The organism is Ensifer sp. ZNC0028 (assembly GCF_000799055.1).
In the GTDB taxonomy this organism is placed as follows: Bacteria; Pseudomonadota; Alphaproteobacteria; order Rhizobiales; family Rhizobiaceae; genus Ensifer.
Genome location: NZ_JTLA01000063.1, coordinates 19096 through 44202 on the forward strand (window position 1 = coordinate 19096; position 25107 = coordinate 44202).

Consider the following 25107-nt stretch of genomic DNA (forward strand, 5'->3'; position numbering starts at 1 on the left):
GGAAAGCAGAGTCTTAATGCGAAGGTCAACTTCCGCGATCAAATCATTGCGATTGCAAGAACAAGCCCGGTCATGACCGTGCAGGCGCCATAAAAGACAGCAATACCGGCGTCGATGTCTTCGCTTTTCGCAACCGCCCGGCCCGGCCCGTTGATCATCGGCTCGCTGACCTTGACGCCGCCATAGATGCGCGGGCCCGCAAGCTGCAGGTCAAGCGCGCCCGCCATGGCCGCTTCCGGCCAGCCGGAATTCGGCGAGCGGTGCAGGCCGTGGTCGCGAAGGCTCACGGTCAGAGCATCCTTGGCGGCATGTGCGCCGCGATGGATCAGCGCACCGGCCGAGATCAACAGGATCGAGAGCCTGGCAGCCGGCAGGTTGGCGACGTCGTCGAGCCGGGCCGAAGCCCAGCCGAAGTGCAGATATTTCGGCGACTTGTGGCCGATCATCGAATCGGCGGTGTTCAGCATCTTGTAGGCAAGAAGCCCCGGCAGGCCGGCAACGGCATACCAGAAGGCCGGTGCCACGACGCCATCGGAGAAGTTCTCGGCAAGGCTCTCGATCGCCGCGCGGCAGACCGCCGGCTCGTCGAGCGTTTTCGGATCGCGGCCGACGATCATCGACACGGCGGCACGTCCGCCTTCAAGCCCACCCTGTCGCAAACCGTCGGCCACGCGACGCACGTGATCGGCAAGGCTCTTCTGCGCCAGGAAGACCGCGACCAGAACCGCCTCCAGCAGGAAGCCGAGCGGCCCGAAGACGGCGAACAGGCGATGCAGCAGATGGCCGAACCAGGCGCTGAGGCCAAGCAACAGCAGGATCGCGACGACGCCCCGAAATCGGCGGGCGCCATCCTCCAGGTCCTCGCGGTTCAGCCGGGCGTCGAAAAAGCCGATGGCCTTGCCGAAGAACACGACCGGATGCGGCACGCGCGCCCAGAGCCAGTCCGGATCGCCGACGACGCGATCGATCACCAGCGCCAGCGCGAGGATGAAAAGGATGGTCTCCGACACCTCAGAGCTCCATGCCGGCAAGCGCGTCCGCAAGCCGCCGGTCGCCCGCCGCGTCAGGTGCCAACCCGATCCTGAGCCAGCTCGGCGCATAGTCGAACTTGCGCGTGAGGATATGGGCCTTGCAGAGCCGCTCCTGCAGCAGCGCCGCCCGCGGATGCTCGACCAACACGAAAAGCCCTGTGCCGCCGATGCGGGCGAGCCCTGCCCCATCGAGAGCCGCGTCGAGGCCGGCGCGACGCTCGATGATCCCCGCTGCGATCGCCTTCGTGTCGCCCTGCATCAGCGCTTTCGAGATCGTCAGCGCCGGACCGGAGACGGCCCAGGGGCCGAGCCAGTCGGCAAAGGACGCAAGCACCGGCTCGGTCGCAACGACGAAACCCAGGCGCAGGCCCGCAAGGCCGAAGAACTTGCCGAAGGAGCGGAAGACGATGAGATTGCCCTGCCCCGGCACATGGCCGGCGACGCTCAGCTCCGGCTCGAGATCGCCGAATGCTTCGTCGACGAGCAGCAGCCCGCCGCTCGCTTTTTGCCTTGCGGCGATCGCCAAAAGCTCCGTCGGCGTCAAGGCGCGGCCGGTCGGGTTGTTGGGGTTGACGACGATGACAAGGCCATGTTCGGCCGTCAGCGCGTCGGCATCCGCGACGCGATCGACGGCAAAGCCGGCCGCCTCGAGCACGCGGGCATATTCGCCATAGGTCGGCCCGAAGATCGCGACGCGCCTGCCTGCCGGAGCAAGACGCGGCAGCAGCTGGATCACCGATTGCGTGCCCGGCACAGGCAACGGGAGCACGCCGTTGGTGCGGTAGTAGTCGGCGGCCGCGCGCCGCGCGTCATCCACCGTCTGCCGGTCCGGCAGCCGGTGCCAGGCGCGCTCGGGCACTTCAGGCAAGGCGACGGGGCATGGGTTGATGCCGGTCGAGAGATCCAGCCAGTCTTCGAGCCGGCCGCCATAGCGCGCTGCGGCTTCGGTGATGCCACCGCCGTGAACGATCGGTGCGCTCATGCAGCACCCGCGACGTCGATCAGATGCATGAAGGAACCGGCGACAGGGCCACGCCGGAGGCCTGCCTGGCCGAGATCCTCGCCGGCGGCGTCGCTGACGGCAAACAGCCGATCGGCCGCCCCTTCGGCGACGATGGTCGCATAGTGGAATTCGTGCGCCGTCATGGGTCCATCGAAGAAGGCGTTGTCGACAGGCACGACGCGGCGATAGCCGAGGTGCCGCCTGCGCTCGGCAAAACTGGTGACGAGTGGCAGCAGGCCGAGCATGTCGTAGCGTGCGCCATCGGCAGCGACAAGCCCTTCGCCAAGCACCATGTAGCCGCCGCATTCGCCAAAAATCCGGGCGCCACGTTCGGCCGCCGAATGCATGCCCGAGCGGAAGCGGGCGGCGGCGCTTAAGCGCCCCGCATGCAGCTCCGGATAGCCGCCGGGCAGATAGACGGCATCGGCTTCTGCATCCGGCGCCTCGTCGGCGAGCGGCGAGAAGAAGGAAATCTCCGCGCCGCCTTGCCGCCAACCGTAAAGCAGGTGCTCGTAACAGAACGCAAAGGCGATATCGCGCGCGACCGCGATGCGCTGGCCGAACGGCTGCAACCGCCTGGTATCGGCGGCTGCGGGCACCTGCGGAAAAATCGTCGCGATCAGGCGGATGGCATCGAGATCGCAGGCAGCCTCGACGCGCGCCGCCGCGGCCTCGATGAAACCTTCGAGCGCCGAATGTTCGCCCGCCTGCACCAGGCCGAGATGGCGCTCCGGCAGTTGCAGCGCGCTGTCCTGCCGGAGCACGCCGAACACAGGCATGCGCACCTTGGCGAGCGCATCGCGCAGCATCATTTCATGCCGGTCGCTGCCGACCTTGTTGAGGATGACGCCGACCACCCGGATATCGTCGCGGTGATCCGCGTAGCCACGGACGAGTGCGGCAACCGACTGGGACATGCGGGCGCAATCGACCACCAGAATGACCGCGAGGTTCAGCGTCGCGGTGAGATCAGCCGGCGTTCCCGAACCGTCGGCAGCTCCGTCGTGCAGCCCCATCATCGCCTCGACGATCAAGGTGCGCCCGCCGGCAGCCGCATGCGACGCATTGGCAAGCAGCAGTTCCGGGCGCATGGCCCAGGGATCGTAGTTGAAGCAGGGCTCACCGGTCGCCGCCGCATGGAAGGCGGGATCGATATAGTCCGGCCCCGCCTTGCCGGGCGCGATCGCCACGCCGCGCTTCTTCAGCGCGCGCATCAGCCCGAGCGTCACCGTCGTCTTGCCGGAGCCGGACGATGGGGCGGCAATCAGCAATCCGCTCATGCCGGGTTCCTGAGAATGCGATTGGCGAAGGGGTCGGCGGCGAGCTTGCGCCCGTCGAGCGCGCCGATCCAGTCGAGCGCTGCGCGCAGTCGCACCACCTCGCCGACGACGACGATCGCCGGCGGCTCCAGGCCTGCCGCCGCGACATCGGCCTCGGCACGCGACAGCGTCGTTTCCAGCACCGCCTGCTCCGGCGTTGCCGCGTTGCAGACGAAGGCGACCGGCTCGTCCGGCGAGCGACCGCCGGCGATGAGATTGGCGGTGATGGCGCCGATATGTTTCATCGCCATATACATGACGATGACGGGCGAGCCGCTGGCGATGCCCTGCCAGTTGATGCGGTCCGGCACCAGGCCGGAGGAATCATGGCCAGTCAGGAAAGTGACGGCGTGGTTCACCTCGCGGTGGGTCACCGGAATGCCGGCATAGGCAAGGCCACCGATGCCTGCGGTGATGCCGGGCACGATGCGAAACGGCACCTGATGCTCGACCAGCGTCAGCGCCTCCTCGCCGCCACGGCCGAAGACGAAGGGATCGCCGCCTTTGAGGCGCAGCACCCGGTTGCCGGCGCGCGCGAGCTCGACGAGGCGAAGCGAGATGTCGCGCTGCTTCGGCGATGGCTTGCCGCCGCGCTTGCCCGCAAACTCCAGCACGGCACCCGGCCGCGCGAGCTTCAGGCAATCCTCGTTGACCAGCGCATCGTGCACGATCACATCCGCCTGGCGCAGCGCATTGGCCGCATGCAGCGTCAACAGGCCGGGATCGCCCGGGCCGGCGCCGACCAGCCAGACCGAACCTTTTTCGAGCGCCGGCAATCCGGCAAAGAGGTTGTCGATCATGCGTGCTGTCCCACCTGTATTTCGGCGCCGCCCAACGGCGCGCCTGACGCGATCTCTAAAGAACCGGATTCCATTCCTGAGCAAACCCGGACAAAAGATTGATTCAATTCAACAACATAGGCGCGCATCAGACAGCCTCCGCCGCCGGAATGCGCTTTTCAGCGCGCAAGGTCGCCGGCCCTGCGAGGGCCGCCGTCGCATGGGCGGAGACGATCTTCGGCACGATCAGAACGGCTTCGCTGCCGGCGCCGACGAGCGCTGCCCCTTCGGCGACACCGTGGCAGCCGGTGTAGGCAAAGACGATTTCCGAGGGATTGGCGAGCCGCGAAGCTTCGGCTTCGAGCGTGGCGGCATCGTAGAACGCGGCCGGAACCGCGAAATGTTTTGCGACTGCCAGGATCGCCGGCTCCTCGGCGCGGGCATCGAGCGAGGCGACCAGCCGCAGATCACTGGACGCGGCACCGGCATCGGCAAGCGCGCGCTCGGCAAGGGCGATCACCTCATCGGCCGGCGTGCGACGCTCGCAGCCGAGCCCGAGCACCAGCCCGGTTCCTGCCTTTGTCGTCTGTGCAGCGTGTTGGCCCGATGGCATCGGCGGCCGGCTCCCTTCGTCGGTTCTCCTTAACGAAGCGCCGGCTGGGACGAATGGTCCCGGCCGATCTGGACAGCACCGGCTGATGGCCCCCTGGCTGGGTCGGCCGCACCGGACGCTCTTTCAGTCCGCCGAAGCGGACGCCGTCGCATATCCTTCATTTTTACCGGAGCGCGAAAGGCCGGTCAAACCGGATTGCGCCATCGCCATGTCGCGTTTGAGGAACATCGTCATCCGCTCGCCCTATCGCAATGACAGCCCATCTTGGGCGCCCGTGCGCGCAAGAGCGCCTCCATCCAGAAAACCAGCGACTCAGGACAAGGCTTTGAATCTCTGCCGGTTTCGCAGTTCCGAAGCCTGCGTGAACAGCGACACCGCGACAGAAGGCTTTGCAAATCGCGCCGGGCTCTGACACAAGGCGGAAAATCCCGCCTGACATCTCCCCCTTTGAGTCCCCGCCGTGCAAGATCTCGCCTTCCACCTGCTCGCCTTCCTGTTCGTCGCCGCCTTCATTGCCGGCTTCATCGATTCGATCGCTGGCGGCGGCGGCATGATCACCATTCCGGCCATGCTGATCGCGGGCATCCCGCCCTTGCAGACGCTCGGCACCAACAAGCTGCAGGGATTGTTCGGCTCAGGCTCGGCGACGCTGTCCTATGCCCGGCGCGGCCATGTGAACCTGAAAGAGCAACTGCCGATGGCGCTGATGTCGGCGGCCGGCGCCGTGCTCGGCGCCCTGCTTGCGACCATCGTTCCCGGCGATGTGCTGAAGGCGATCCTGCCCTTCCTGTTGATCGCCATTGCGCTTTATTTCGGCCTGAAGCCGAACATGGGCGACGTCGACCAGCACAGCCGCGTCACGCCCTTCGTCTTCACGCTGACCCTGGTGCCGTTGATCGGCTTTTACGACGGCGTCTTCGGCCCTGGCACCGGCTCCTTCTTCATGCTCGGCTTCGTCACGCTTGCCGGCTTCGGCGTGTTGAAGGCGACGGCGCACACGAAGTTCCTCAACTTCGGCTCCAACGTCGGCGCCTTCGGCGTCTTCCTCTTCTTCGGCGCCGTCCTCTGGAAGGTCGGCCTGCTGATGGGCCTCGGCCAGTTCCTCGGCGCCCAGGTCGGCTCGCGCTATGCCATGGCCAAGGGCGCCAAGATCATCAAGCCGCTGCTCGTCATCGTCTCGATCGCACTCGCGATCCGGCTGCTCGCCGATCCGATGCATCCCTTGAGGATCTGGCTGGGGCTTTGAGGCGCCGGCCCGGTCGGCAAGTTCTGCGTCGTCCTAATGGGCGCGCGGGTCGAGCCTACGAGGCGCCTGGGCCACACCGGCGGCAGAGACCGCAAGCGCACGTCGGTTCTGCAATCCTCGATGACCGGCGAGCCGGATCGACAGGGCGCGGAGAGGCTTGCCGATAAACGGCAGAACTCTCATTCCGGCGCCAAGGCACGGGCCTTTGCGAGAAGGGTTTCGTCGCCGTCGCCCAAGACTTCCAGTAGGCGCTTCATCTCGGCGCCGAACACTTTCCAGAAATTCGGATCGCCGGTTCTGATCGCTGTCGCGTTGTCGATCAGGTCGGCGAGCTTGATGGTTTTCGCTGCCGCTGGCGCCAGTGCAAGGTGCTGGCGATCCAGTTCCTTGCGCACCTGTCGGTTGCCGTGGAACGGGGTGGATATGTCGGTGAGCCACGCAACCAGCGTTGCGACCTTGGCGCCGAACGCCTCCTTGATCTCCAACAGGGTCGCGTCGGTATCCTCGACCGTATCGTGAAGCAGCGCTGCGGCGATCATTTCGGGCGTATGGGGAACGCTTCGAACGATCTCCGCCACCGCAACCGGATGAACGATATAGGGCCGACCGTCATATTTGCGCTTCTGCTCCCCATGTGCTCGGGTCGCGAACTGAAGCGCACTGTTTTCGAGGTCGGTCATTTTTCTGCGTTCAACGCCGGCTTCCATCACTCAAACCCAATTCCAAGCCTTTAGAACGAACCAGGCGCCCTGCGCGTTCTAACGCGTCAGGTAGCTTCGAACGGCGCGCTTGCCGGCCCGCGCGAATGTCGCGGGCGATCAACGTCTGACAGTTATGCCAAGATCCGGCGCACCGGATTTCGACCAGCACGAGCACTGTTCTCCGACCGGACCTGCGCCATAGCCGCATTCGTTGTCCCGGGTTTTGCAGAGCCGTGGGCGGCGCGCTTCGGCGAGCGCCTTGGCCTTGGCTTCATCCGCGGCCCTTTGCTTGCGCGTCGTTTTGGTTTTCGGTTTCGCCTTCTGGCTGGCCGACGTTTCCTGGGCCCGTGACGCACCGCTCTTCACGGTTTGCGCCTGCCCCGCCACGCCTGATGACAAGAACAGCAAGATCGATGCGACACCAAGTGCAGCTTTGAGAGTATTCTTCAAGGTTCACCCGTATTTAGCCTGTCGACGCTCTAACATGGGTGCGGCCTCCTGCCTATACAATCGCCCGGCGGAAGGAGCAGCCGTCAAGGCTCGAATTTTGCCACCCTTCCGACACGGCGGACGACGAGGACAGCCTCCAGACTCCGCAAAAGATCCGGTAACCATGACGAAAGTCGGACAAGCCCGGCACTTGCACCTCTAGTCACTAGAGATTTCAAGATGATCCAGAATGCTTCGCCAGGCAGACGCTCACAGGGAGAGCCTACCCGGCGAACGCGCCTGTCTTGTCACTCCGCTCGCTCCAGAGGTTTCATGTCCACCACCCTTCCCGCCATGCTGATGCTCGTCGTCGGACTGTCCACTCTGGCGCTGGCGATCCTCCGCCGCGTACAATCCGGCCGGTCGCCGGTCGTGCTGACCTATGGCGACGATGCCGAGGGGTTTGCGGGCAAGCTTTTCCGCCTGATCGTCGCGGCGCTGGTGATCCACCTTTTGGCGGTCGCCATGCTCCCGGCATCCGTCGATGCCGCCCTCGGACGGATTCCGGCGCTCAACACGCCCCTCCTTCACGCCGCCGGGCTGGCGCTGATGGTGCTTGGCGGCGGGCTGACGATGCTGTCGCAATGGGCGATGCGCCACTCCTGGAAGATCGGCATCCCTGAAAAGCAGGATACGCCGCTTGTGACCTCCGGCCTCTATGCCTTCTCGCGCAACCCGATCTATGTCGGGATGGTGACCGCGCTCATCGGCACGGTGCTGGCGGTGCCTAACGTCGTCTCGGTGGCGCTGGCGCTCTCGGCCTGGATCTCGATCTCCTACCAGATCCGCATGGAGGAAACCCACCTCGCCCGCGCCTTCGGCGACGCCTACGATGCCTATTGCAGGCGTGTCCGCCGGTGGGTGTGACCTCGGAATGCCGCCGCCTCAGGCGGCAGCATTGCCCGCCTCGACTGCGCGGCGTGGTCGCTCAAGGTCGATAAAATAGAGGGCCGCAAGCGCAGCCACGAGACCGGGCAACGCAAATTCCAGGAAGGAAGAGAACGAGACCACTGTAGACCCCGACATGACGTAGTCGTCGAGGCTGTGGCCCACGCCACCGGAAAACAGGAAAGCAAGGACGACCGTGATCCCCATGGCGAGCGACGTTGGGACATGCGCCATCGGCAACAAATGGCGCAGCACCAGCGCTTGCAGCGCCACGACGGCCCAGACCCTGTAGGCAATGGCCCAAGTCCACGGATCGAAGCTGCGCAACCGACCGATGAACGTGCTGTCCGGCGACGTGCCCGCTGACGGAACGAGGCCGACGAAGAGACCATAGGCAAGCGCGGCGGCAAGCGGGGCAATGAAACCGGCGACGATCAATGGCCGCACCAACGCCCATCCGTTCATTCCCGCCTCGGCTGTGACATCCGAAGGCACCAGCCCGCGGCGATCGGGAAACCAGAATGCCGTACATATCGCAGCGGACAAGGCGCCGACGAGGCCACCCAAAAGCATCGGAAAAACAATGGCGCCGGCTTCGCCATCGGTACTCGCCGGAACAAACAGAACCAGAAGCATGGCGCCGGCGTGCAAGCCGACACAAAGTGCTGCGAGCCAGGCCGAGCGGCGCCCGCGATCATAGACGAGCGTAAGCATCAAGGCCGCAGCCACGGCCGCCGCAAACGAACCGCCGTAATAGACGTTAAGCGCGAGCCACAGCACTTGCTCAGGCGCGACAGGCATCGACGGACCAGAAAGGGAGTTGAGGAATAACCCCAACATCAGCGCAACGATCATGGGGCCACAGGCGGTCGTACACCAGAAGAAGCGCATGTCTGAAGCGGCCCGCCTGCCACGGTGCATACGGCCGTCGCCAATTCCAGCGTCGGTGGCTGGCAACGCGTTGCCCGTCGCCACTTTGGCCGCGCCACGGCCCTGGCGCAGGCGCCATTCCCGATACAACCACAGGCCTGCACTGGTGCTGGACGCCAGTCCACCGGCGGCAGCCGAGATAAGAAAGAAAAGAGATCCCTGGAAGACTCTGGAAACAATGCCCGCCTTGGCTGACTGCGCAACATCGGTGGGAGCCGTTTCGGCGGGGTTCCAGCTCCCGACAACGATACACAGGAGATAGGCGGCTGCGAAACCGATCACGGTTACGAAACCACACCCCGCCGACAGGACAAGAAGCTGCCAGCTCGTGCGAACAAAGCGACTGAGCGCGATTGTCAACCGCGCGCTGATCATCGCTGGCGAGGCGCACAGAAACGCGATCAAGACCATATATGCGCCAGTCTGCCCGGTCAGGGGGAAGAGGGCGCCAGTAACAATCGCCACCAATGCCACGGTAATCCATGTCGCGAAAGGAAGGTACGACCGTGCCAGACGTTCGCGCCAATCATCCGTTATCTGCATGCTGTTACCCCCACCAGACACAACTTTTTCGTGCAGCACGATTGCTATTTGACTGAGACGAACATTTCAAGAACATTGCGCCTGTATACACGCCATATCTGTCCGCTCTACTCTCCCCGCTAGTTAACAGTTGTAGCCCTTCCGGCGGCCACTGTTCCACCCTCAGGCGACGGCATTCTCAACTTGGAGCGAACGGCGCAAAGGGCCGCGGCGGATCAGAACGACGGCCGAAAGGCCGGCAACGACGCTGGTAAGACCAAGCCCGAGGAAGGTGGCCGCCGATATCGGCACGATCTTCCGAAGGATGTCCTCGCTCAGGCTATGTGCCATTGCGCCGCCGACGAGAAAGGCTGCAAGCGAGAGGATGACGATGGCGACGCCCGGCCGGGCGGCCCTGTCTTTGAGAAACTGGTCGAGCATCATCGTCATCAAGGCCACAACCGCCCAGACCCGATAGTTCAAGACCCACGTCTCCGCCGCGCCAACCTGCCTGCCACCGTTGAACAGGTCCTGCGGCGCGATGCCAAACATTTGCGCGGCGACGGCCAAAAGGCAGCAAACAAGCGCAGCCACAGTGGGTGCCGCAAAGCCGGCGATCACCAGCGCGCGCATCAAACCCAGCGCTGAGGCTGTCTGTTTCGCAGTCTGCGCACCAAGGCCACGCCGATCGGGAAACCACATCGCGGCGCAGATGGCAGCCGCAAGAGCACCGAGAAGGCCGCCGAAAAGCAACAGAAACGCCTGATTGCTGGCGGTATTGTCTGCATAATCAAACAGAAGCGTGAAGACCGCTCCGCCGTGCAAGCCGATAAACAGGGCCGCAAGCCAGGCCGAGCGGCGTGAGCGATTGGATACGAACGCAAGAACCAGCACCGCGCTGATTGCGGCGGCGTAAGTACTACCGAAATAGTATCTCAGCGCCGCCCACGGCAATTTGTCTGCGCTGATCGCGTTTTGCGGCCAGAAAATCATCTCCAGAATTATCAGCGGCAAGATAACGACCAAGGGGCCGATGAGAATCGATAGCCAGAAGTAGCGTTCGTCTGCCCGCGATTGGCGGCTGCGAATGTACGGCTCGTGCGCGACAACCACCGAAAGCATCGAAGCGGCCGTGCCGCCCGGTTCGCCATCAGCGCGAATGCGTTGCACCCGCCTGTCTCGCAGCAGCCACAGCCCCAAGGTCGCCCCGGCCATGAGCGCACCGCCGACCGAGAACATCAGCAGATCGGACGCCGGTCCGTAACGCGCCAGCACCGCATAAGGCACCGCATATCCACCGGGGTCCCAACTCGCAAAATACGTGGTCAAAGTGTAGACGCCGACAAACCCGGCAACCGTGCCGAAACCACAGATGCAGGAAAGCGCCAGCAACTGCCAGCTATTGCGAACCGGTCGGCTGAACGCGACCGTCAACCGCGCCGCGACCATTGCCGGAAAGATACTGAGGAGGGGAACAATAAGCTTAAAGGGGGCAGAGCGAAGCCGATGTGACGAGGTGGACGGCAGCCCAGATGACCGCCAGCGCTGCCGTCGCTGACACGGCAAAGGAAAGATAGTCCCTTTCAAGGCGCTTGCGCCTATCCTCACCATCCCACCTGCAGCTCTCCCACCATCCACAACCATTTCGTGTATCAGAATTGCGGCTTGATTGAGGCGAACATTAAGGGAACAAATTCGCGCGAGGCAGGCGCGTAGAAATTCAGAAAACTGCGATCAACAATGCCCCTGTCGCAATGAAGGCAACGCCAAGCCAGTTCATCAGGTTGAGCTTTTCGCCGAGGAACAGCACGCCGAAGATCGCGACCATGACGATCGACAGCTTGTCGATCGGGGCGACACGGGCGGCGTCGCCGAGCTTCAGCGCGCGGAAATAGGCAAGCCAGGAGGCGCCGGTCGCAAGGCCCGACAGCGCCAGGAACAGCCAGGTGCGGCCGGGGATTTCCGACGGCTTCTGCCATTGCCCGGTCGCCGCAACGATGGCGGCTATCACGCCGAGGATGACGACGGTGCGGATCAGCGTTGCGAAGTCGGAGTTGATCTGCGCAACCCCGACCTTGGCAAACACGGCCGTGAGCGCAGCAAAGGCCGCCGAAAGCAGTGCCCAGAACTGCCAGCTCTGGCTCATCAGAATTCCACGCCCTGCTGCGCCTTGATGCCGGAGCGGAACGGATGCTTGATCAGCTCCATCTCGGTGACGAGGTCGGCGATCTCGATCAGGTCTTCCTTGGCGTTGCGGCCGGTGAGCACCACGTGGGTCATATGCGGCTTTTCCTCTTTCAGGAAACGCACGACCTCGGCGACGTCGATATAGTCGTAGCGCAGCGCGATGTTGATCTCGTCGAGCAGCACCATCGAGTTGCGCTCGTCGCGGATCAGTTCCTTCGCCTTCTCCCAGGCCTTTTCCGCCATCGCCACGTCGCGGGCGCGATCCTGCGTTTCCCAGGTAAAGCCCTCGCCGAGCGTGTAGAACTGGCAGACATCGCCAAAGTGTTTCTCGATCAGCTCGCGCTCGCCGGTCGCCATCGCGCCCTTGATGAACTGCACGACGGCGCAGGGCATGCCATGGGCGATATGGCGGAAGATCATGCCGAAGCCGGCGGTCGACTTGCCCTTGCCCTTGCCGGTGTTGACGATGATTAGCCCCTTCTCGTCGGTCTTCGTCGCCATGATCTTTTCGCGTGCCGCCTTCTTCTTCGCCATCTTCATGGCGTGGCGTGCATCGTCCTTCTCGGCCGGGGCTTCGCCGCCTACTGTCGTCTCGTCGCTCATGTTCACTCCCTCGGTTCTCAAGTTCGGGATGGGCAGCCGCCCTCGTCCCGCTTCGGTTCCTTCTAGCGCTTCACTGAACAGCGAAACGGAACCAGGTCTTTGTTTCCAAGCAATTCCGGACGGAAAACCGCCAGCCCGGAACCGCTCTATTCGTTGCCGTCGCGACGCCGGGTTGCTGCCGTGCCGATGCCGGCGAGTTCAAACCGCGCCGAGTTCGAGCGCGGGGTCCAGAGATTGCGGTCGATCGCCTCAAGGAAACGTTCGGCCAGTTCGGCAAAGGCCGCCGGGTTCTTCTCGCGCAGGAAATCCGCCACCCGCTCGTCGACGACGAATGCCTGATAGGCCGCCTCGAAATGATGGTCGCGCACGGCCCCCGTGGTCGCCGCAAACGCGAACATGTAATCGACCGTGGCGGCGATCTCGAAGGCGCCCTTGTAGCCGTGGCGCATGACGCCATCGATCCATTTCGGATTGACGACACGCGCCCTGACGACGCGGCCGATCTCTTCTTCGAGCGAGCGGATCACCGGCTTTTCCAGCCGGGAATGGTCGTTGTGGTAGATCGCCGGGCGGTGTCCGCCGAGCTGTTCGGCAGCAGCACTCATGCCGCCTTCGAACTGGTAGTAGTCGTCGCTATCGAGCAGGTCGTGCTCGCGGTTGTCCTGGTTCTGCACCACCGCCTCGATCGTGCGCAGGCGTTCTTCGAAGAGGTCGCGCTCGGCCTTGCCTTCTTCGCCGGCGCCATAGGCATAGGCGCCCCAGGTCAGATAGGCCTCGGCGAGATCGGCTTTGGTTTCCCAGCCCTTCTCGTCGATCAGCGCCTGCAGGCCGGCGCCATAGGCCCCGGGCTTGGCGCCGAAGACGCGGTAGGAGGCGCGACGTGCTGCCTCGGCCGCCTCGACGCCTTCGGCCTCCAGCCGCCGGCTTTCCGCCCGCATGCGCGCCGCGATCATGTTGTCGGCATCGTCCTCATCCAGCGCGCCGACGGCGCGGATCGCCTTGTCGAAAAGCGCGATCTGATCCGGAAAGGCATCGCGGAAGAATCCGGAAATGCGCAAGGTCACGTCGACGCGCGGGCGGCCGAGTACGGCAAGCGGCACGATCTCGTAGCCCATCACCCGGCGCGAGACCATGTCCCAGGTGGGTTTAGTGCCGATCAGCGCGAGCGCCTGGGCGATGTCGTCGCCGCCGGTGCGCATGTTCGCCGTGCCCCAGGCCGTCAGCCCGAAGGAGGACGGCCACTCGCCGTGATCCTGCAGATAGCGGCGGATCAAGAGTTCGGCCGATTTCTTGCCAAGCTCGTAGGCCGCCGGCGTCGGCACCGCACGGCTGTCGACGGAGTAGAAGTTGCGGCCCGTCGGCAGCACATCCGGCCGCCCGCGCGTCGGCGCGCCGGAGGGACCGGGGGCGACGAAGCGGCCGCTGAGGCCGGTGAGGAAGCCCGCCATTTCCGCAGCGCCCGAGCCCGAAATCGAGGGCTTGAGGCGGGTCTCGATTTCGTCGAGCACGGCACGGGTGTTCGACCAGCTTTCCGGGCAGACCTCTTCGCCGGCAACGAGATGTGCGGCCAGCAACTCGATGCGCTCCACCGTATCGCCGGCGGTGCGCCAGGGGGCGTCGGAGACGTCGCCGAGGATTGGTGGCTTCGGGGCTGCCCAACTGTCGGACATGACGCAATCGAGCGGGTCGAAGGCGAGCCCCGCATCCGCTGCGATCGCCCGCTGCAGGCTCTGGTCGCCGCCCTCGCCGAGGCCGCGCGGCACACGTGCGAGCGCCACGGTCAGATCCGTCAGCAAACGCCCCTCCGGTGCGACGCCGAAGATGTGCAGTCCGTCGCGGATCTGCATTTCCTTGAGGTCGCAGAGATAGGCGTCGAGCTTTTCCAGCGCCTTGTCGTCGCTGTCGCCCTTGTCGATGCCGGCATCACTGTCGAGGCCGATGTCGCGCACGAGGTCGAGGATCTGGCGGCTCAGGAGCCTGAGGCGTCGCGGGTCGCCGCCGGCGGCGTCATAGTATTCGTCGACAAGCGCTTCGAGATCCTTGAGCGGCCCGTAGGACTCGGCGCGCGTCAAGGGCGGCGTCAGGTGATCGATGATGACGGCGCTGGTGCGGCGCTTGGCCTGCGTGCCTTCGCCCGGATCGTTGACGATGAAGGGATAGATGTGCGGCAGCGGCCCGAAAATCGCTTCGGGATAACAGGTCTCCGACAGCGCCAGGGCCTTGCCCGGCAGCCATTCAAGATTGCCGTGTTTGCCCATGTGGACGATCGCCTGCGCGCCGAACTGTTGGCGGAGGAAGGCGTAGAAGGCGAGATAGCCATGCGGCGGCACGAGGTCCGGCGAATGGTAGCTTTCCTTCGGATCGATGTTGTAGCCGCGCGCCGGCTGGATGCCGACGATCACCTCGCCGAAGCGGGCGAGCGGCAGCGCGAAGGCACCGTCGAGGAAAAAGGGATCGGCCTCCGGCGCACCCCAGCGCCCCGCGACTTGATCCTGAATCTGTTTCGGAAGCGAATCGAAGAACGATTTGTAATCGTTCAACGAAATACGCTCGCGGATTTCGCGATCATGGCTTGCCGAATTGGTCGGGCCGGCCATCAGGTAACGCATCAGCGCGTCGCCGTCGGCGGGAACCTCGGCGACCGCATAGCCTTCCCGCGCCATGGCGCCAAGCACCTCGACGGTACCGGCCGGCGTGTCGAGCCCGACGCCGTTGCCGAGGCGACCGTCGCGGTTCGGATAGTTGGCCATGACGATTGCGATGCGGCGCTCAGGCGGCTCTGCCCGACGCAGCTTCGCCCAGTTGACCGCAAGGTCAGCGGCAAAGCGCACCCGGTCTTCGAGCGGCTCGTGCCCGACGATATTGGCCTCGACCTTGGCGTCGTAGATCGACGCCGCCTTGAACGAAACCGCGCGGGCAAGAATACGGCCGTCGACTTCCGGCAGCGCGACGTTCATGGCGAGATCGCGCGCCATCAACCCCTGCGGCGACGTCTCCCATTGCGCCCGCGACGAGCCGGAGAAGATCACCTGCAGGACAGGCGCACCGGTCGATTCCAGCACGGTCGGCTGGCGATCGGCCCCTGGCGACGAGACGGCAAAACCGGTGGCGTTCATCACCACGTCGGGTGCAGCTTCAGCAAAGATCGCTTGCAGCGTGCCGACGGAAACCGCATCCTTGAGGCTGGAGACGAAGACCGGCAGCGCGCGGACACCTTGTTTCGCTAACGCGTCGATCAGCGCCTCGACCGGCCGTGTCTCGCCGCTCTGGACGAGGGCGCGGTAAAAGCAAATTGCGACTGTCGGGGGTTCGAATCCCTCCCCCGCTACCATTTGCCCGCAACCTTGCTGAATATACGCCAACCACTCCGAAACCCCGATCACGCCCTTACCCGGCCACCAGATTCCGGCCTTCAGCAGCGGCTTGGCTGGCTGCGGCTTCTCGGCACCGGTGACCAGCGCCGCGGCATAGTCGAGGAAGAGGCCGGCATTGTCGGCGCCGCCTTCGGTAAAATAGGCCCAGAGGCGCTGGCGGTCGTCGGCTGCGACGGTGGAGAAAGGCTCAAGCCCCGGATCCGGCTTGTCGTCGCCCGGCAGCACCGCGATCTGGAAACGGTGAGTGACGGCAGCCGCATGCAGAGCTTCCAGCAGATAGCGGAAATAGCTGGCGCCACCGAGCGGACGGACGACGATCAGCTTCGCATGGCGCGCCGTGCGCTCGACATAGGTATCGACCGACATCGGGTGCATCAGGCTCATGAGGCTGGCGATGCGCAGGCTCAGGCCCCCGTCGCGGCGGCCGTGGGCTGCGGCGATCGAGGAGAGCTCGGTGTCGGCGGCCGAGAGGAAAAGGATATCGGCCGGCGTTTGCCCAAGGTCGATCGCTTCGTTACCGTCGGCGATCGTTCCTTTCTGGGCGAGAAGCAGATGCATTCGTCTTGTCCGTTCGGGCAATTCCGAACGAAAACGCTAAGAGCGTTTTCCATCCGGAACTGCATCATTTCAATGCGTTAGATCATTTCATTCAAGGAACGATCTAGACCAGCGCGGTGATCGCAGCGCGCACCGCTGCCTCGTCCATGTCGTGCAGGCCGATGACGACGAGGCGCGTGCCGCGCTTTTCGCCAGCAGCCCAGGCACGATCATAATACTGGTCGACGCGGGCGCCGACCGCCTGGATCAGGAGGCGCATCGGCTTGCCGGGGACGTCGGCAAAGCCCTTGAGGCGCAGCACGTCATGCTCGGCAATCACGCCCTTCAGCCGGTCGATGAAGGCCGAGGGATCGGCGATCGAACCGAGCTCGACGACAAAGCTGTCGAACTCGTCGTGGTCGTGCTCTTCGCCTGCTTCGTGCTCCATCTCGTGGTGCGACTTGCGGTTGGCGATATCGCTTTCCGTGCCGACGCCGAGGCCGAGCAGGATGGCGGCGGCAACTTCGCCGTTCTTCGCCTCGATCATCGCAGGCTTGCGGCTGGTGCGCGAAGACACCTCGTCGCGCACGGCCTTGAGGCCGGAAGCGTCGATAAGGTCGGTCTTGTTCAGCACGATGAGATCGGCAGCGGTCAGCTGGTCCTCGAACAGTTCCTCGATCGGGCTTTCGTGATCGAGATTGTCGTCCTCGACGCGCAGCGCATCGACCTTGTCGTGGTCGTCGGCAAAGCGGCCGGCGGCAACGGCCGCACTGTCGACCACGGTGACGACGCCATCGACGGTCACTTCGCTGCGGATATCCGGCCAGTTGAAGGCGGCGATCAGCGGCTGCGGCAAAGCGAGACCCGAGGTTTCGATGATGATGTGATCGGGACGGTTCTCGCGCTCGAGCAGCTTGGTCATGGTCGGGATAAAATCATCGGCAACCGTGCAGCAGATGCAGCCATTGGTGAGCTCGATGATGTCGTCCTCGGTGCAGGCCTCCGCACCGCAGCCCTTGAGCACGTCGCCATCGACGCCGAGATCGCCGAACTCGTTGATGATCAGCGCGATGCGCTTGCCGTCGGCGTTCTGCAAAAGGTTGCGGATCATCGTGGTCTTGCCGGCGCCAAGGAAGCCGGTGATGACGGTCGCCGGGATCTTGCCCTGGTTGGCTCTCGCAGTGGTCATTTTTCAACCCTTCATTTTCAGCGGCAAACCGGCCGCGACAAAGTAAACTTCAGCGGATTTCTCCGCAACGATCTGGTGAAGCCGGCCGGCATGGTCGCGAAACTCGCGGGCCATGCGGTTCTCGGGCACGATGCCGAGGCCGACCTCGTTGGAAACGAATACGAGACGCGCCTGCGCCTCGGGCAGATACGCGGCAAGGGCGGCGAACTCCGTCGCGATGTCGCGCTCTTCGAGCATGAGATTGGTGAGCCACAGCGTCAGGCAGTCGATCAGGACCACGTTGGCAGGATTGTCGACGCGGCTGAGCACGCCGACGAGATCGACCGGCTCCTCATGCGTCGTCCAGCCTTCGCCGCGGCTTATCCGGTGGTGGTCGATGCGCGCGCGCATTTCGTCGTCCCAGGCGCGTCCCGTGGCGACATAATGTCTGGTGAGGCCGGACGCTTCGGCGAGCCTCTCGGAGAAGCTCGATTTGCCGGAACGGGCGCCGCCGAGGACCAGCACGGGTCCGGCGCTGAGACTGCTCATCGTCGCCGCCTCAACACGCCGAGATCAGCGGAAGGCGGCAACGGCCGTCGGGCGCGCCGCGGGCGCGTTCTTGAAAACATCTGCGAGCCAAAACAACCTCCGTGATGGCGTTGGAGACAAACGTCCCCTCGGGCGGAATGCCCATGTCGGATGGCAGGTCTCCTGGCTCACGGCGTCACGGGGCCAAACATCGCCTCGCCCTTAACGGGCAAGGTTCCGATGTCAGGACCCGAGCGGCCCGCCTCACCTTCCCGGCGTTTTTTTCCGACAGCGAACCTTTTGCACGTCATCTCCGACGCGCAGGCGCTGCGGGCGGCTTCGTGAAAGGCGGACGATTCGTAGAAGAAGAGGCGTCCAACCCGGCTGATCACGATGCCACGCCAGTGGCTTTTCCGGCTTGATCCCCGACCTGCCCCGGCTGCCCATGCAACCGGCCGACAGCCCGGCACCAAACCCGATGGCGAACCCTGACCGTTCTACAGTCGCGGGGTCGGCTGCGATAAGGATGCCCGATTTGGGTCCATCCGTCACATTCCCAATTATTCCCCCGTGTCGCCACGACAAGGAGGAACCATCCAACAGCCGATGATTAGGAACCGGACCGCGCAAAGTCAATCGACGCATGCGACGCCTCCCCGGCCGAGTTGCGCCACGCGACGATTTGTCGAGCCGTGAACGGACGGCCGCGGCCCGCCAAGAACGGCAATGCATCCGCCTGCCTTCCACCCGTGGCTCACTCTCATTTTGTGCCAAATCGCTATCAGAATGCGCCAATGCGCCCTCAAGCTCTGGCGCACCTCTGTTCCGAGGCAAATTCGCCGGGATGATGATCAATTCACCGCATGGTTCTGTGGACCGTGCGGTAATCGACCCCACAGGAGCGCTACTCTTTCGGTTGAGGATTGACGATTTTCAGCCGGCACGTCGCGATCACCGCCGTGGTCGAGACTGCGGCTGCGGCCAGATAAATGGCGCTCGCCCCCCAGCCTTCACCGAGGCTCCCGGACAGAAGCGTGCCGAGCCCGTAGCCGGCCCACATAAAGCTGGTAAGCCAGCCAAACGCCTCGGTTCGATCCTCCGGTCGGGCACTCAGCCCGACAGCGAGCTGGCCGAGCGCATCCCGGGCTCCGCTGAAAACCCCGGCACCGAGATAGAGCAGCAACAGAAGCCAATGGTTTGAGGTCATGCTCATCAAGATGAAAAAGCAGGCCGTCACCAGGTGAAAGGCAATCATGCCGCGCTTCACCGAAGGTTGCGCGCGCAGCGCGCCATAGAAAATGCCGCCGAAAACCTCGCCGGCAGCAAATCCACCGAGAAGAACACCTGCCAGGGTGGCCGTGACGCTCGCCACCGCGCCAATCTGCATGGCACCAATCGTAAAGGTGTCGAGGGCGACGATCGCCAGAAGCAGCGCCAGCGGAGCGTTGGCGAGGACGGAAAACAGCCTTCGCGGACGACGCTCGGTGGCCTTCCTTGCCACGGGACTGTTGGCGATCAGCATGTCGCCAATGACCTTTGCGACAGCGCACGACCCCACGATCATGTTTGGCGGCATCACATAGAGCAAGGCACCGACCAGGATGGGCCCGAGTATGAAGGTGCTCGAGTTGATGACTGTATCGAGCGCGTAGGCACTTGATAGATTGCTCTCGGGCACGAGATGCGGCCAGCTGGCCCGGACGACGGACCCCGATGGCGGCGTCGTCGCACCCAGGGCCGCGGCAGCCAAGAGAAGATAGGCGGCCGGCAACTGATGAACGAGCGCGAAGACCACCGCCACATAGGACAGGGTGTGAAACCCGACGAACACACAAAGAGTTCGCCGCGACCCGAAACGATCGACGAGGCGGCCGGCAGCGGGGGCGACCAAAGCCAAGGCAACGGCGTGCGCGAACAGGACCGCGCCCGCATCCACGACTGAGCCCGTGCTTTTCGACACCGCGATCAGAAGGGATAGGCTCAGCATCGACGTGGTCATTCGACTTATCGATGTCGCGATCACGAGACGGACGACACCATCCCCGCGCAGCACCGCAGCATAGCTCTCACCGACCATTGTTGCGTTACCTTCGTAATCCGAATAGTTAGTAACGAGTACACAATCGGATCGTTACCTGTCAAATGCAGCTTACAAGTAACTCACAACGCCAGGCCGCCTTGGCCGCGACTTTGGTGAACCTCGCACTGGACGGTCAATCGGGCGGCCGCGCCTATGCTGGCTTGACAGCCGATGCGCTGAAGCAAGCGTTTGCCGAACAGCTCAACCCATCGATGAGCAAGCGCGTTCTGCCCGTCATCGATGGCGGCGCGCGATTGCGATCGGTCGCAACCGACCTCGGCCCGGTGTTTGAGGCCGCCACGGACGAAACCGCTGCGGCGACGCTGAACCACCTGATGAAGCGCTACGCCCCTCGTCCCTATCTCGTGGCCGACGTCGACCAACCTCATCACCTGCATTTCCATGGAGATGGCGAAACGATCATCGAGGCGCTGGCAGCCGAGTTCGTGGTTTCCCTGGCGCTGCTCATGGACAGGTTCGGCAGCCGGCGCTTCGGACGGTGCAATGCGAACGGATGTGACCGCGCCTACATCGACGTGACGCGAAATGGGTCGAAGCTGTACTGCTCCGACGCGTGCGCGGCACGTATGAAGATGGTCGAGTATCGCGCGCGCTTGCGCAAAGGCTGAACGGCGCGGGATCAACCCACGCGATCTAAACCCGCTCAAATACGCTGAACTCGAAGGACTGGATCGTATTTCCCGGCGTCCGGTGCTGATGCTCGATATGCTCGACCAGGCGGAAGGACGGCCCGACCACCTCGGCAAGGGCTGCCGGGTCGTAGCGCACGACCGGCAGGCCGCTGCAACGCTCGGGACCATCGGGGGCGAAGGTGGCGATGATGGCGTGTCCGCCGGGCACGACGGCACCGGTCAGCCGCTCGATATAGGCAGCCCGGTCGCTGGCGTCGGTAAGAAAATGAAAGGCGGCGCGGTCGTGCCAGAGGTCGTAACGGCGGTCCGGCCTCCACGTGGTGACATCGGCCGCGATCCAGTGCACGTCATCGGCGCGGGTGCCGAGCCTTGCCCTGGCGACATCCAGGGCGGCCGGCGACAAATCGAGCAAAGCGATATCGCTCATGCCCGCAGCGATGAGCGCATCGACCAGCCGCGAAGCGCCGGCGCCGATATCGATCAGCGATGTCGAAGCCATCGGCGCATGCCGGCGGATGAGATCGAGGGAGACGGCGGGCGTATCCTCAAACCAGCTGACGCCCGCCTCGCCTTTCGACTGATAGGCCTTGTCCCAATGGGCTCGTCTGGTTTCGTCCTGCATCGTGTTCCCTGCCTGCGAACGCACGATCGTGACGGGCGCTCCCACCTTCCCCCATCCATTTTACAGCGGATTGCCCGGTAACGTTGGGCGGTTTCCGTCGAGGCCTTTGCTGACACCGGCAAGCCCCCGCCGATCGCAATCGATACCGTTCTCTCGGCTAACGACCGAGCAGCCCGTCCAGCCAGCGCCGGTCAAGTACCGCCTCCAGTTCGCTCGCGACATCGTCGAGTGCGCTATCTACCGACTGGCGGTAGTTGCTGGCGCCGCCCTCGATGCCGAAACTTTTCAGCAGCGCGCCGCGATAGGCGTCGCTGGTGAAGAGCCCGTGCAGGTAGGTGCCCATCACCCGACCATCGGCTGAAAGCGCGCCATCGGCCCGATTGTCGATGCGCACGGACGGCCGATCGCAATCCGGCCCTTGCGTCCGGCCGAGGTGGATTTCGTAGCCCTCAAGCGCCACATCATGCTCCAGCGACCAGGCGCGGCTGTTGCGCACGGTCTTTTCCGGCGCCATCTCGGTTTCGACGTCGAGCAGCCCGAGGCCCTCCACCGCGCGCTCGCCACCTTCGATGCCGAGCGGATCAGTAACGCACCGACCGAGCATCTGGTAGCCGCCGCAGATGCCGATGACCCGGCCGCCGCGCCGCACGTGGCGTTGAAGGTCGCGGTCCCACCCTTGAGCGCGGAAATCGATGAGATCGCCGATGGTGGACTTCGACCCGGGAATGACGACGAGGCCGGCATCCGAGGGAATGGGACTGCCCGGCCGCACGAAGACGAGGTCGACCTCCGGCTCGGCCGCGAGCGGATCGAGGTCGTCGAAGTTGGCAATGCGCGACAGCACCGGGACGGCAACCTTGAGAGCCCGCCCCTCGCCGCGCGTCAGCTTCTCCAGCACGACGGAATCTTCCGCCGGAAGTCGTGCCGCCGCCTTCAGCCAGGGCACGACGCCAAAGCAGGGCCAGCCGGTGAAGCGGTTGACGGCGGCAATGCCGTCGTCGAACAGCGTCACGTCGCCGCGAAACTTGTTGATGAGATAGCCGGTCACCATGCGCCGGTCTTCCTCAGACAGGATCGCATGCGTGCCGACCAGCGAGGCGATCACCCCGCCACGGTCGATGTCGCCGACCAGCACGACCGGCACGTCGGCCCGTGTGGCAAAGCCCATGTTGGCGATGTCGCCGGCACGCAAGTTGATTTCGGCCGGCGAGCCCGCGCCCTCGACCACCACGAGATCGGCACCGGCCGCTATTTGTTCGAAACTGTCCATCACGGCGCCGAGCAGCTTGGGTTTCAGCGCCTGATACTCCCGACCCCTGGCCTGCCCGGCCACCTTGCCCTGGACGACGATCTGGCTGCCGACATCGGACTGCGGCTTCAGCAGAACCGGGTTCATGTGCACGGACGAAGGCACGCGTGCCGCCAGCGCCTGCAGCCATTGCGCCCGGCCGATCTCGCCGCCGTCGTCGGAAACGGCGGCGTTGTTCGACATGTTCTGCGGCTTGAACGGACGGACCTTCAGGCCGTGGTTGGCGGCAAGCCGGCAGAGCCCCGCCACCAATACCGATTTTCCGACATCCGAGCCGGTTCCCTGCAACATGATCCTGCGTGTCATGCGGCCATCGGTAACACTGAAACGATGAGCGGCAAAGGTCTGTTTCGACACGATTTCGCCGCAATTGACAAAGCCCTTTCACGCATTGTTTCGCGCTTTCGCAAGGCTTGTCGAAAATGTCGCGCCCGGTAGCCAGAATGCGACATGGCGTGGCGAGTTTGGCATTCATTTTTTTGCAGCGCACACCTATATCAACGGCATAGCAACACGCCCCGGAGGATAGGCCTCCGGCCTCTCAAGGTTCACGTCCATGCTGTATATTTTCAGCAAGCCCAATTTCGTTCAGATCGCCTGGAACTCCAAGGTTCCGTCCAGCCAGTCGCGCGTGCGCAACCTCGTCGTCGATGCGCCCCTCGGCCCGCTCGGCGTCATCCGCACGTCGAACGTCGGCTAAGGCCAGCGATCGGGGCGAATGCCCCTTCGAGCTCTCCTCCCGGAGCCTCCTCCACCGCCCCTCCGGGGCGGTTTTTTTTATGCCTAGCATTGGCCCTGAAATGCGAAGGCCGCATCAACCTCGCCAAGAGGGATGCGGCCGCCAAAATACGCCTGGTCACTTCGGAAAAACACACCGAAGGTTCGCTCAAAGTCCGGGACGCACAAACCTGATCCGGACCGGCGGCAGTCCCCCGCCGCGAGAAGAACAATTAGCTGGACATCGTTACCGGATGGTTATTGAGGATTTAACCAAAGATGAATTCCGGACTTTTTTGTAAATTTTTCGCGACATGCGCGCCATTTGGCATGACGCAATCACGACAGGAAACGTCAGGATCTCGACAGGGTTTTGAGGTCGGTGGCGCCCAGCGCCATTTTTTGCGGCAAGAATTGTCGCTATTGCTTAAATTCGGGGTCCCTCACGCACAAAATGCGCGCTCCCACGATGTCGCAGACAGAACGCGCGAGACCCGGCGCCTCCCGGTCAACCGATTGAAGAGGTTGATTTCTCAGCGAGAAACCTTAGGCTTGGCTTGCGGTATAAGAGGAGATTGGCTGGCGACAGGGTTCCGCGGCCAGGGCTGAAAACGAACTCCCGCACCGTCCGCAGCAAGGGTGAACCTTGGCTTGATTGATGCCGAACCCCCGGCTGCATCGTTGTTTCGGGTGACGGAGGATGTGTCGCGTCCGCCGTGGATTCCCGTTTGGATCTTGGCTGCAAAATAAGACTGGGAGGTCTTGCAACATGAAGAAACTCCTCGCTTCCACCATTCTCGCCGCTGGCCTTTACGCCATGGCGGGTTCCGCGCAGGCCGCGGAATGCGGTGAAGTCAGCATTGCCGAAATGAACTGGGCTTCCGCCGGCGTTGCCGCCCAGGTGGACAAGTTCATCCTGGAAAACGGCTACGGCTGCACGGTGACGCTGGTCACCGGCGATACCATGCCGACCTTTGCCTCGATGAACGAGAAGTCTCAGCCCGACATGGCGCCCGAACTCTGGGTCAACGCCGTGCGCACGCCGCTCGACGCCGCGGTCAAGGAAGGCCGCCTCATCGAAGCCGCCAAGATCCTCAGCGAAGGCGGCGTCGAGGGCTGGTGGATCCCCAAATTCCTCGCCGATGCACACCCGGATATCAAGACGGTGCAGGACGCGCTGAAGCATCCGGAACTCTTCCCCGCGCCCGAGGACTCGTCGAAGGCCGCCGTTCACAATTGCCCGTCGGGCTGGAACTGCCAGGTCTCGACCGCCAATCTCTATCGCGCGCTGAACGCCGAGAAGGACGGCTTCCTGCTGGTTGACACCGGCTCGGCCGCCGGTCTCGACGGCTCGATCGCCAATGCGTTCGAAAAGAAGACCGGCTGGCTCGGCTACTATTGGGCACCGACCGCCATCCTCGGCAAATACGAAATGACCCGCCTCTCCTTCGGCGTCGATCACGACAAGGCCGATTGGGACGCCTGCACCGCCGTGCCGGATTGCCCGAACCCGAAGGTCAATTCCTACCCGGTTTCCGACGTTTACACCGTCGTGACCAAGTCCTTCTCCGAAAAGGCCGGCGTCGCCATGGATTACGTCAAGGCGCGCAAGTGGGACAACGGCACGGTCAACAAGGTTCTCGCCTGGATGGACCAGAACCAGGGCACCAACGAGGACGGCGCCAAGCACTTCCTCGCAGAGTTCCCTGACATGTGGACCCAATGGGTGAGCCCGGAAGTGGCCGAAAAGGTCAAGGCAGCGCTCTGATCGAAAGTGACGGCAGGCGGACCGTCGAATCGGCCGCCTG

At 63.9% G+C, this 25107-nt stretch carries 24 protein-coding genes and 1 riboswitch; of the genes, 6 read left to right on the forward strand and 18 right to left on the reverse strand.

From position 1 onward, the window contains the following. Positions 1 to 38: 38 nt before the first annotated feature. Genes cbiB through L981_RS14785 form a run of 6 tightly spaced genes read right to left on the reverse strand, consistent with a single transcriptional unit; the run spans position 39 to position 4745 of the window. Entirely contained in the window at positions 39 to 1010 is a 972-nt protein-coding gene (gene cbiB / locus L981_RS14765) for an adenosylcobinamide-phosphate synthase CbiB (protein WP_043617355.1), read from the reverse strand. Between the two features lies 1 nt (position 1011). Further along, a complete protein-coding gene (gene cobD / locus L981_RS14770) occupies positions 1012 to 2013 on the reverse strand; it encodes a threonine-phosphate decarboxylase CobD (RefSeq protein ID WP_043617358.1) in 1002 nt (333 codons plus the stop codon). Beyond that, on the reverse strand, positions 2010 to 3314 hold the full coding sequence (locus tag L981_RS14775) for a cobyrinate a,c-diamide synthase (protein WP_043617361.1): 1305 nt from the start codon (positions 3312 to 3314) through the stop codon (positions 2010 to 2012). The genes cobD and L981_RS14775 overlap by 4 nt, the downstream gene beginning before the upstream one ends. After that, positions 3311 to 4150 (reverse strand): uroporphyrinogen-III C-methyltransferase, encoded by an 840-nt coding sequence (cobA, locus tag L981_RS14780; RefSeq protein WP_371258872.1) that lies wholly within the window; start codon positions 4148 to 4150, stop codon positions 3311 to 3313. Before cobA ends, L981_RS14775 begins: the two co-directional genes overlap by 4 nt. Next, the gene (locus L981_RS35805) at positions 4150 to 4281 is read right to left on the reverse strand and encodes a hypothetical protein (RefSeq protein ID WP_256364283.1); all 132 of its coding nucleotides are present in this window, start codon (positions 4279 to 4281) and stop codon (positions 4150 to 4152) included. The genes cobA and L981_RS35805 overlap by 1 nt, the downstream gene beginning before the upstream one ends. Further along, positions 4281 to 4745, reverse strand: a complete 465-nt coding sequence (locus L981_RS14785) for a cobalamin biosynthesis protein (RefSeq protein WP_043617367.1) — start codon at positions 4743 to 4745, stop codon at positions 4281 to 4283. The genes L981_RS35805 and L981_RS14785 overlap by 1 nt, the downstream gene beginning before the upstream one ends. An 85-nt stretch (positions 4746 to 4830) precedes the next feature. On the opposite strand from L981_RS14785, the gene L981_RS34515 reads away from it, so the two are divergent. Beyond that, entirely contained in the window at positions 4831 to 5157 is a 327-nt protein-coding gene (locus tag L981_RS34515) for a hypothetical protein (protein WP_156134091.1), read from the forward strand. A gap of 48 nt (positions 5158 to 5205) precedes the next feature. Further along, entirely contained in the window at positions 5206 to 5991 is a 786-nt protein-coding gene (locus L981_RS14790) for a TSUP family transporter (protein WP_043617370.1), read from the forward strand. Positions 5992 to 6170: 179 nt separating this feature from the next. Here the strand turns inward: L981_RS14790 and L981_RS14795 are convergent, their stop codons facing one another. Together L981_RS14795 and L981_RS34520 are read right to left on the reverse strand one after the other, a co-directional pair. After that, positions 6171 to 6671: an HD domain-containing protein gene (locus L981_RS14795; RefSeq protein ID WP_156134092.1), complete on the reverse strand. Its 501-nt coding sequence runs from the start codon at positions 6669 to 6671 to the stop codon at positions 6171 to 6173. A 138-nt stretch (positions 6672 to 6809) separates the two neighbouring features. Continuing rightward, positions 6810 to 7142, reverse strand: a complete 333-nt coding sequence (locus tag L981_RS34520) for a hypothetical protein (protein ID WP_156134093.1) — start codon at positions 7140 to 7142, stop codon at positions 6810 to 6812. Between the two features lie 312 nt (positions 7143 to 7454). On the opposite strand from L981_RS34520, the gene L981_RS14805 reads away from it, so the two are divergent. Next, complete coding sequence (locus L981_RS14805; protein WP_043617379.1) at positions 7455 to 8048, forward strand: isoprenylcysteine carboxylmethyltransferase family protein; 594 nt, start codon at positions 7455 to 7457, stop codon at positions 8046 to 8048. 18 nt (positions 8049 to 8066) lie between these two features. Here L981_RS14805 and L981_RS14810 read toward each other — a convergent pair whose 3' ends face one another. The 8 genes from L981_RS14810 to L981_RS14850 all read right to left on the reverse strand — a co-directional run bounded on the left by L981_RS14810 (position 8067) and on the right by L981_RS14850 (position 19995). Continuing rightward, entirely contained in the window at positions 8067 to 9542 is a 1476-nt protein-coding gene (locus L981_RS14810) for a hypothetical protein (protein WP_043617382.1), read from the reverse strand. A 162-nt stretch (positions 9543 to 9704) separates the two neighbouring features. Further along, positions 9705 to 10970 (reverse strand): hypothetical protein, encoded by a 1266-nt coding sequence (locus L981_RS14815; RefSeq protein ID WP_043617385.1) that lies wholly within the window; start codon positions 10968 to 10970, stop codon positions 9705 to 9707. A 271-nt stretch (positions 10971 to 11241) separates the two neighbouring features. Then, complete coding sequence (locus L981_RS14820; RefSeq protein ID WP_043617388.1) at positions 11242 to 11667, reverse strand: EamA family transporter; 426 nt, start codon at positions 11665 to 11667, stop codon at positions 11242 to 11244. Continuing rightward, on the reverse strand, positions 11667 to 12311 hold the full coding sequence (cobO, locus tag L981_RS14825; RefSeq protein ID WP_043617391.1) for a cob(I)yrinic acid a,c-diamide adenosyltransferase: 645 nt from the start codon (positions 12309 to 12311) through the stop codon (positions 11667 to 11669). Before cobO ends, L981_RS14820 begins: the two co-directional genes overlap by 1 nt. 146 nt (positions 12312 to 12457) lie before the next feature. Further along, complete coding sequence (cobN, locus tag L981_RS14830; RefSeq protein ID WP_043617394.1) at positions 12458 to 16243, reverse strand: cobaltochelatase subunit CobN; 3786 nt, start codon at positions 16241 to 16243, stop codon at positions 12458 to 12460. Positions 16244 to 16346: 103 nt separating this feature from the next. Further along, entirely contained in the window at positions 16347 to 17411 is a 1065-nt protein-coding gene (gene cobW / locus L981_RS14835) for a cobalamin biosynthesis protein CobW (protein WP_043617397.1), read from the reverse strand. A 3-nt stretch (positions 17412 to 17414) separates the two neighbouring features. Next, positions 17415 to 17939: a bifunctional adenosylcobinamide kinase/adenosylcobinamide-phosphate guanylyltransferase gene (cobU, locus tag L981_RS14840; RefSeq protein ID WP_043617400.1), complete on the reverse strand. Its 525-nt coding sequence runs from the start codon at positions 17937 to 17939 to the stop codon at positions 17415 to 17417. A 134-nt stretch (positions 17940 to 18073) separates the two neighbouring features. After that, a riboswitch (cobalamin riboswitch) is annotated at positions 18074 to 18530 on the reverse strand. Between the two features lie 292 nt (positions 18531 to 18822). Next, positions 18823 to 19995 carry an MFS transporter gene (locus L981_RS14850; protein ID WP_043617407.1) on the reverse strand — a complete coding sequence of 391 codons (1173 nt, stop codon included), beginning with the start codon at positions 19993 to 19995 and terminating at the stop codon, positions 18823 to 18825. 116 nt (positions 19996 to 20111) lie between these two features. On the opposite strand from L981_RS14850, the gene L981_RS14855 reads away from it, so the two are divergent. After that, the gene (locus L981_RS14855; protein ID WP_197067138.1) at positions 20112 to 20627 is read left to right on the forward strand and encodes a CGNR zinc finger domain-containing protein; all 516 of its coding nucleotides are present in this window, start codon (positions 20112 to 20114) and stop codon (positions 20625 to 20627) included. 25 nt (positions 20628 to 20652) lie between these two features. Here L981_RS14855 and L981_RS14860 read toward each other — a convergent pair whose 3' ends face one another. Together L981_RS14860 and L981_RS14865 are read right to left on the reverse strand one after the other, a co-directional pair. Then, positions 20653 to 21273, reverse strand: coding sequence for a trans-aconitate 2-methyltransferase (locus L981_RS14860; RefSeq protein ID WP_043617412.1), 621 nt, complete (start codon positions 21271 to 21273; stop codon positions 20653 to 20655). Positions 21274 to 21430: 157 nt separating this feature from the next. Further along, the gene (locus L981_RS14865) at positions 21431 to 22888 is read right to left on the reverse strand and encodes a cobyric acid synthase (RefSeq protein ID WP_043617426.1); all 1458 of its coding nucleotides are present in this window, start codon (positions 22886 to 22888) and stop codon (positions 21431 to 21433) included. Between the two features lie 250 nt (positions 22889 to 23138). Here L981_RS14865 and L981_RS34525 point away from each other — a divergent pair, with 250 nt between their 5' ends. Further along, positions 23139 to 23282, forward strand: a complete 144-nt coding sequence (locus tag L981_RS34525) for a hypothetical protein (RefSeq protein ID WP_156134095.1) — start codon at positions 23139 to 23141, stop codon at positions 23280 to 23282. Between the two features lie 786 nt (positions 23283 to 24068). After that, positions 24069 to 25067 (forward strand): ABC transporter substrate-binding protein, encoded by a 999-nt coding sequence (locus L981_RS14870; RefSeq protein WP_043617415.1) that lies wholly within the window; start codon positions 24069 to 24071, stop codon positions 25065 to 25067. Positions 25068 to 25107 lie beyond the last annotated feature (40 nt).

What these genes read in the sequence shown, in the direction of transcription:
- L981_RS34515 (WP_156134091.1), top strand. Translation starts at nt 4,831, where the DNA reads ATGGCCCCCTGGCTGGGTCGGCCGCACCGGACGCTCTTTCAGTCCGCC.
- L981_RS14860 (WP_043617412.1), bottom strand. Translation starts at nt 21,273, where the DNA reads ATGCAGGACGAAACCAGACGAGCCCATTGGGACAAGGCCTATCAGTCG.
- L981_RS14815 (WP_043617385.1), bottom strand. Translation starts at nt 10,970, where the DNA reads ATGGTCGCGGCGCGGTTGACGGTCGCGTTCAGCCGACCGGTTCGCAAT.
- L981_RS14865 (WP_043617426.1), bottom strand. Translation starts at nt 22,888, where the DNA reads ATGACACGCAGGATCATGTTGCAGGGAACCGGCTCGGATGTCGGAAAA.
- cobU (WP_043617400.1), bottom strand. Translation starts at nt 17,939, where the DNA reads ATGAGCAGTCTCAGCGCCGGACCCGTGCTGGTCCTCGGCGGCGCCCGT.
- L981_RS14795 (WP_156134092.1), bottom strand. Translation starts at nt 6,671, where the DNA reads ATGACCGACCTCGAAAACAGTGCGCTTCAGTTCGCGACCCGAGCACAT.
- L981_RS14810 (WP_043617382.1), bottom strand. Translation starts at nt 9,542, where the DNA reads ATGCAGATAACGGATGATTGGCGCGAACGTCTGGCACGGTCGTACCTT.
- L981_RS35805 (WP_256364283.1), bottom strand. Translation starts at nt 4,281, where the DNA reads ATGCGCGCCTATGTTGTTGAATTGAATCAATCTTTTGTCCGGGTTTGC.
- cobD (WP_043617358.1), bottom strand. Translation starts at nt 2,013, where the DNA reads ATGAGCGCACCGATCGTTCACGGCGGTGGCATCACCGAAGCCGCAGCG.
- L981_RS14820 (WP_043617388.1), bottom strand. Translation starts at nt 11,667, where the DNA reads ATGAGCCAGAGCTGGCAGTTCTGGGCACTGCTTTCGGCGGCCTTTGCT.
- cobW (WP_043617397.1), bottom strand. Translation starts at nt 17,411, where the DNA reads ATGACCACTGCGAGAGCCAACCAGGGCAAGATCCCGGCGACCGTCATC.
- L981_RS14850 (WP_043617407.1), bottom strand. Translation starts at nt 19,995, where the DNA reads ATGGTCGGTGAGAGCTATGCTGCGGTGCTGCGCGGGGATGGTGTCGTC.
- L981_RS34525 (WP_156134095.1), top strand. Translation starts at nt 23,139, where the DNA reads ATGCTGTATATTTTCAGCAAGCCCAATTTCGTTCAGATCGCCTGGAAC.
- L981_RS14775 (WP_043617361.1), bottom strand. Translation starts at nt 3,314, where the DNA reads ATGAGCGGATTGCTGATTGCCGCCCCATCGTCCGGCTCCGGCAAGACG.
- L981_RS14805 (WP_043617379.1), top strand. Translation starts at nt 7,455, where the DNA reads ATGTCCACCACCCTTCCCGCCATGCTGATGCTCGTCGTCGGACTGTCC.
- cobN (WP_043617394.1), bottom strand. Translation starts at nt 16,243, where the DNA reads ATGCATCTGCTTCTCGCCCAGAAAGGAACGATCGCCGACGGTAACGAA.
- L981_RS14785 (WP_043617367.1), bottom strand. Translation starts at nt 4,745, where the DNA reads ATGCCATCGGGCCAACACGCTGCACAGACGACAAAGGCAGGAACCGGG.
- cobO (WP_043617391.1), bottom strand. Translation starts at nt 12,311, where the DNA reads ATGAGCGACGAGACGACAGTAGGCGGCGAAGCCCCGGCCGAGAAGGAC.
- L981_RS14870 (WP_043617415.1), top strand. Translation starts at nt 24,069, where the DNA reads ATGAAGAAACTCCTCGCTTCCACCATTCTCGCCGCTGGCCTTTACGCC.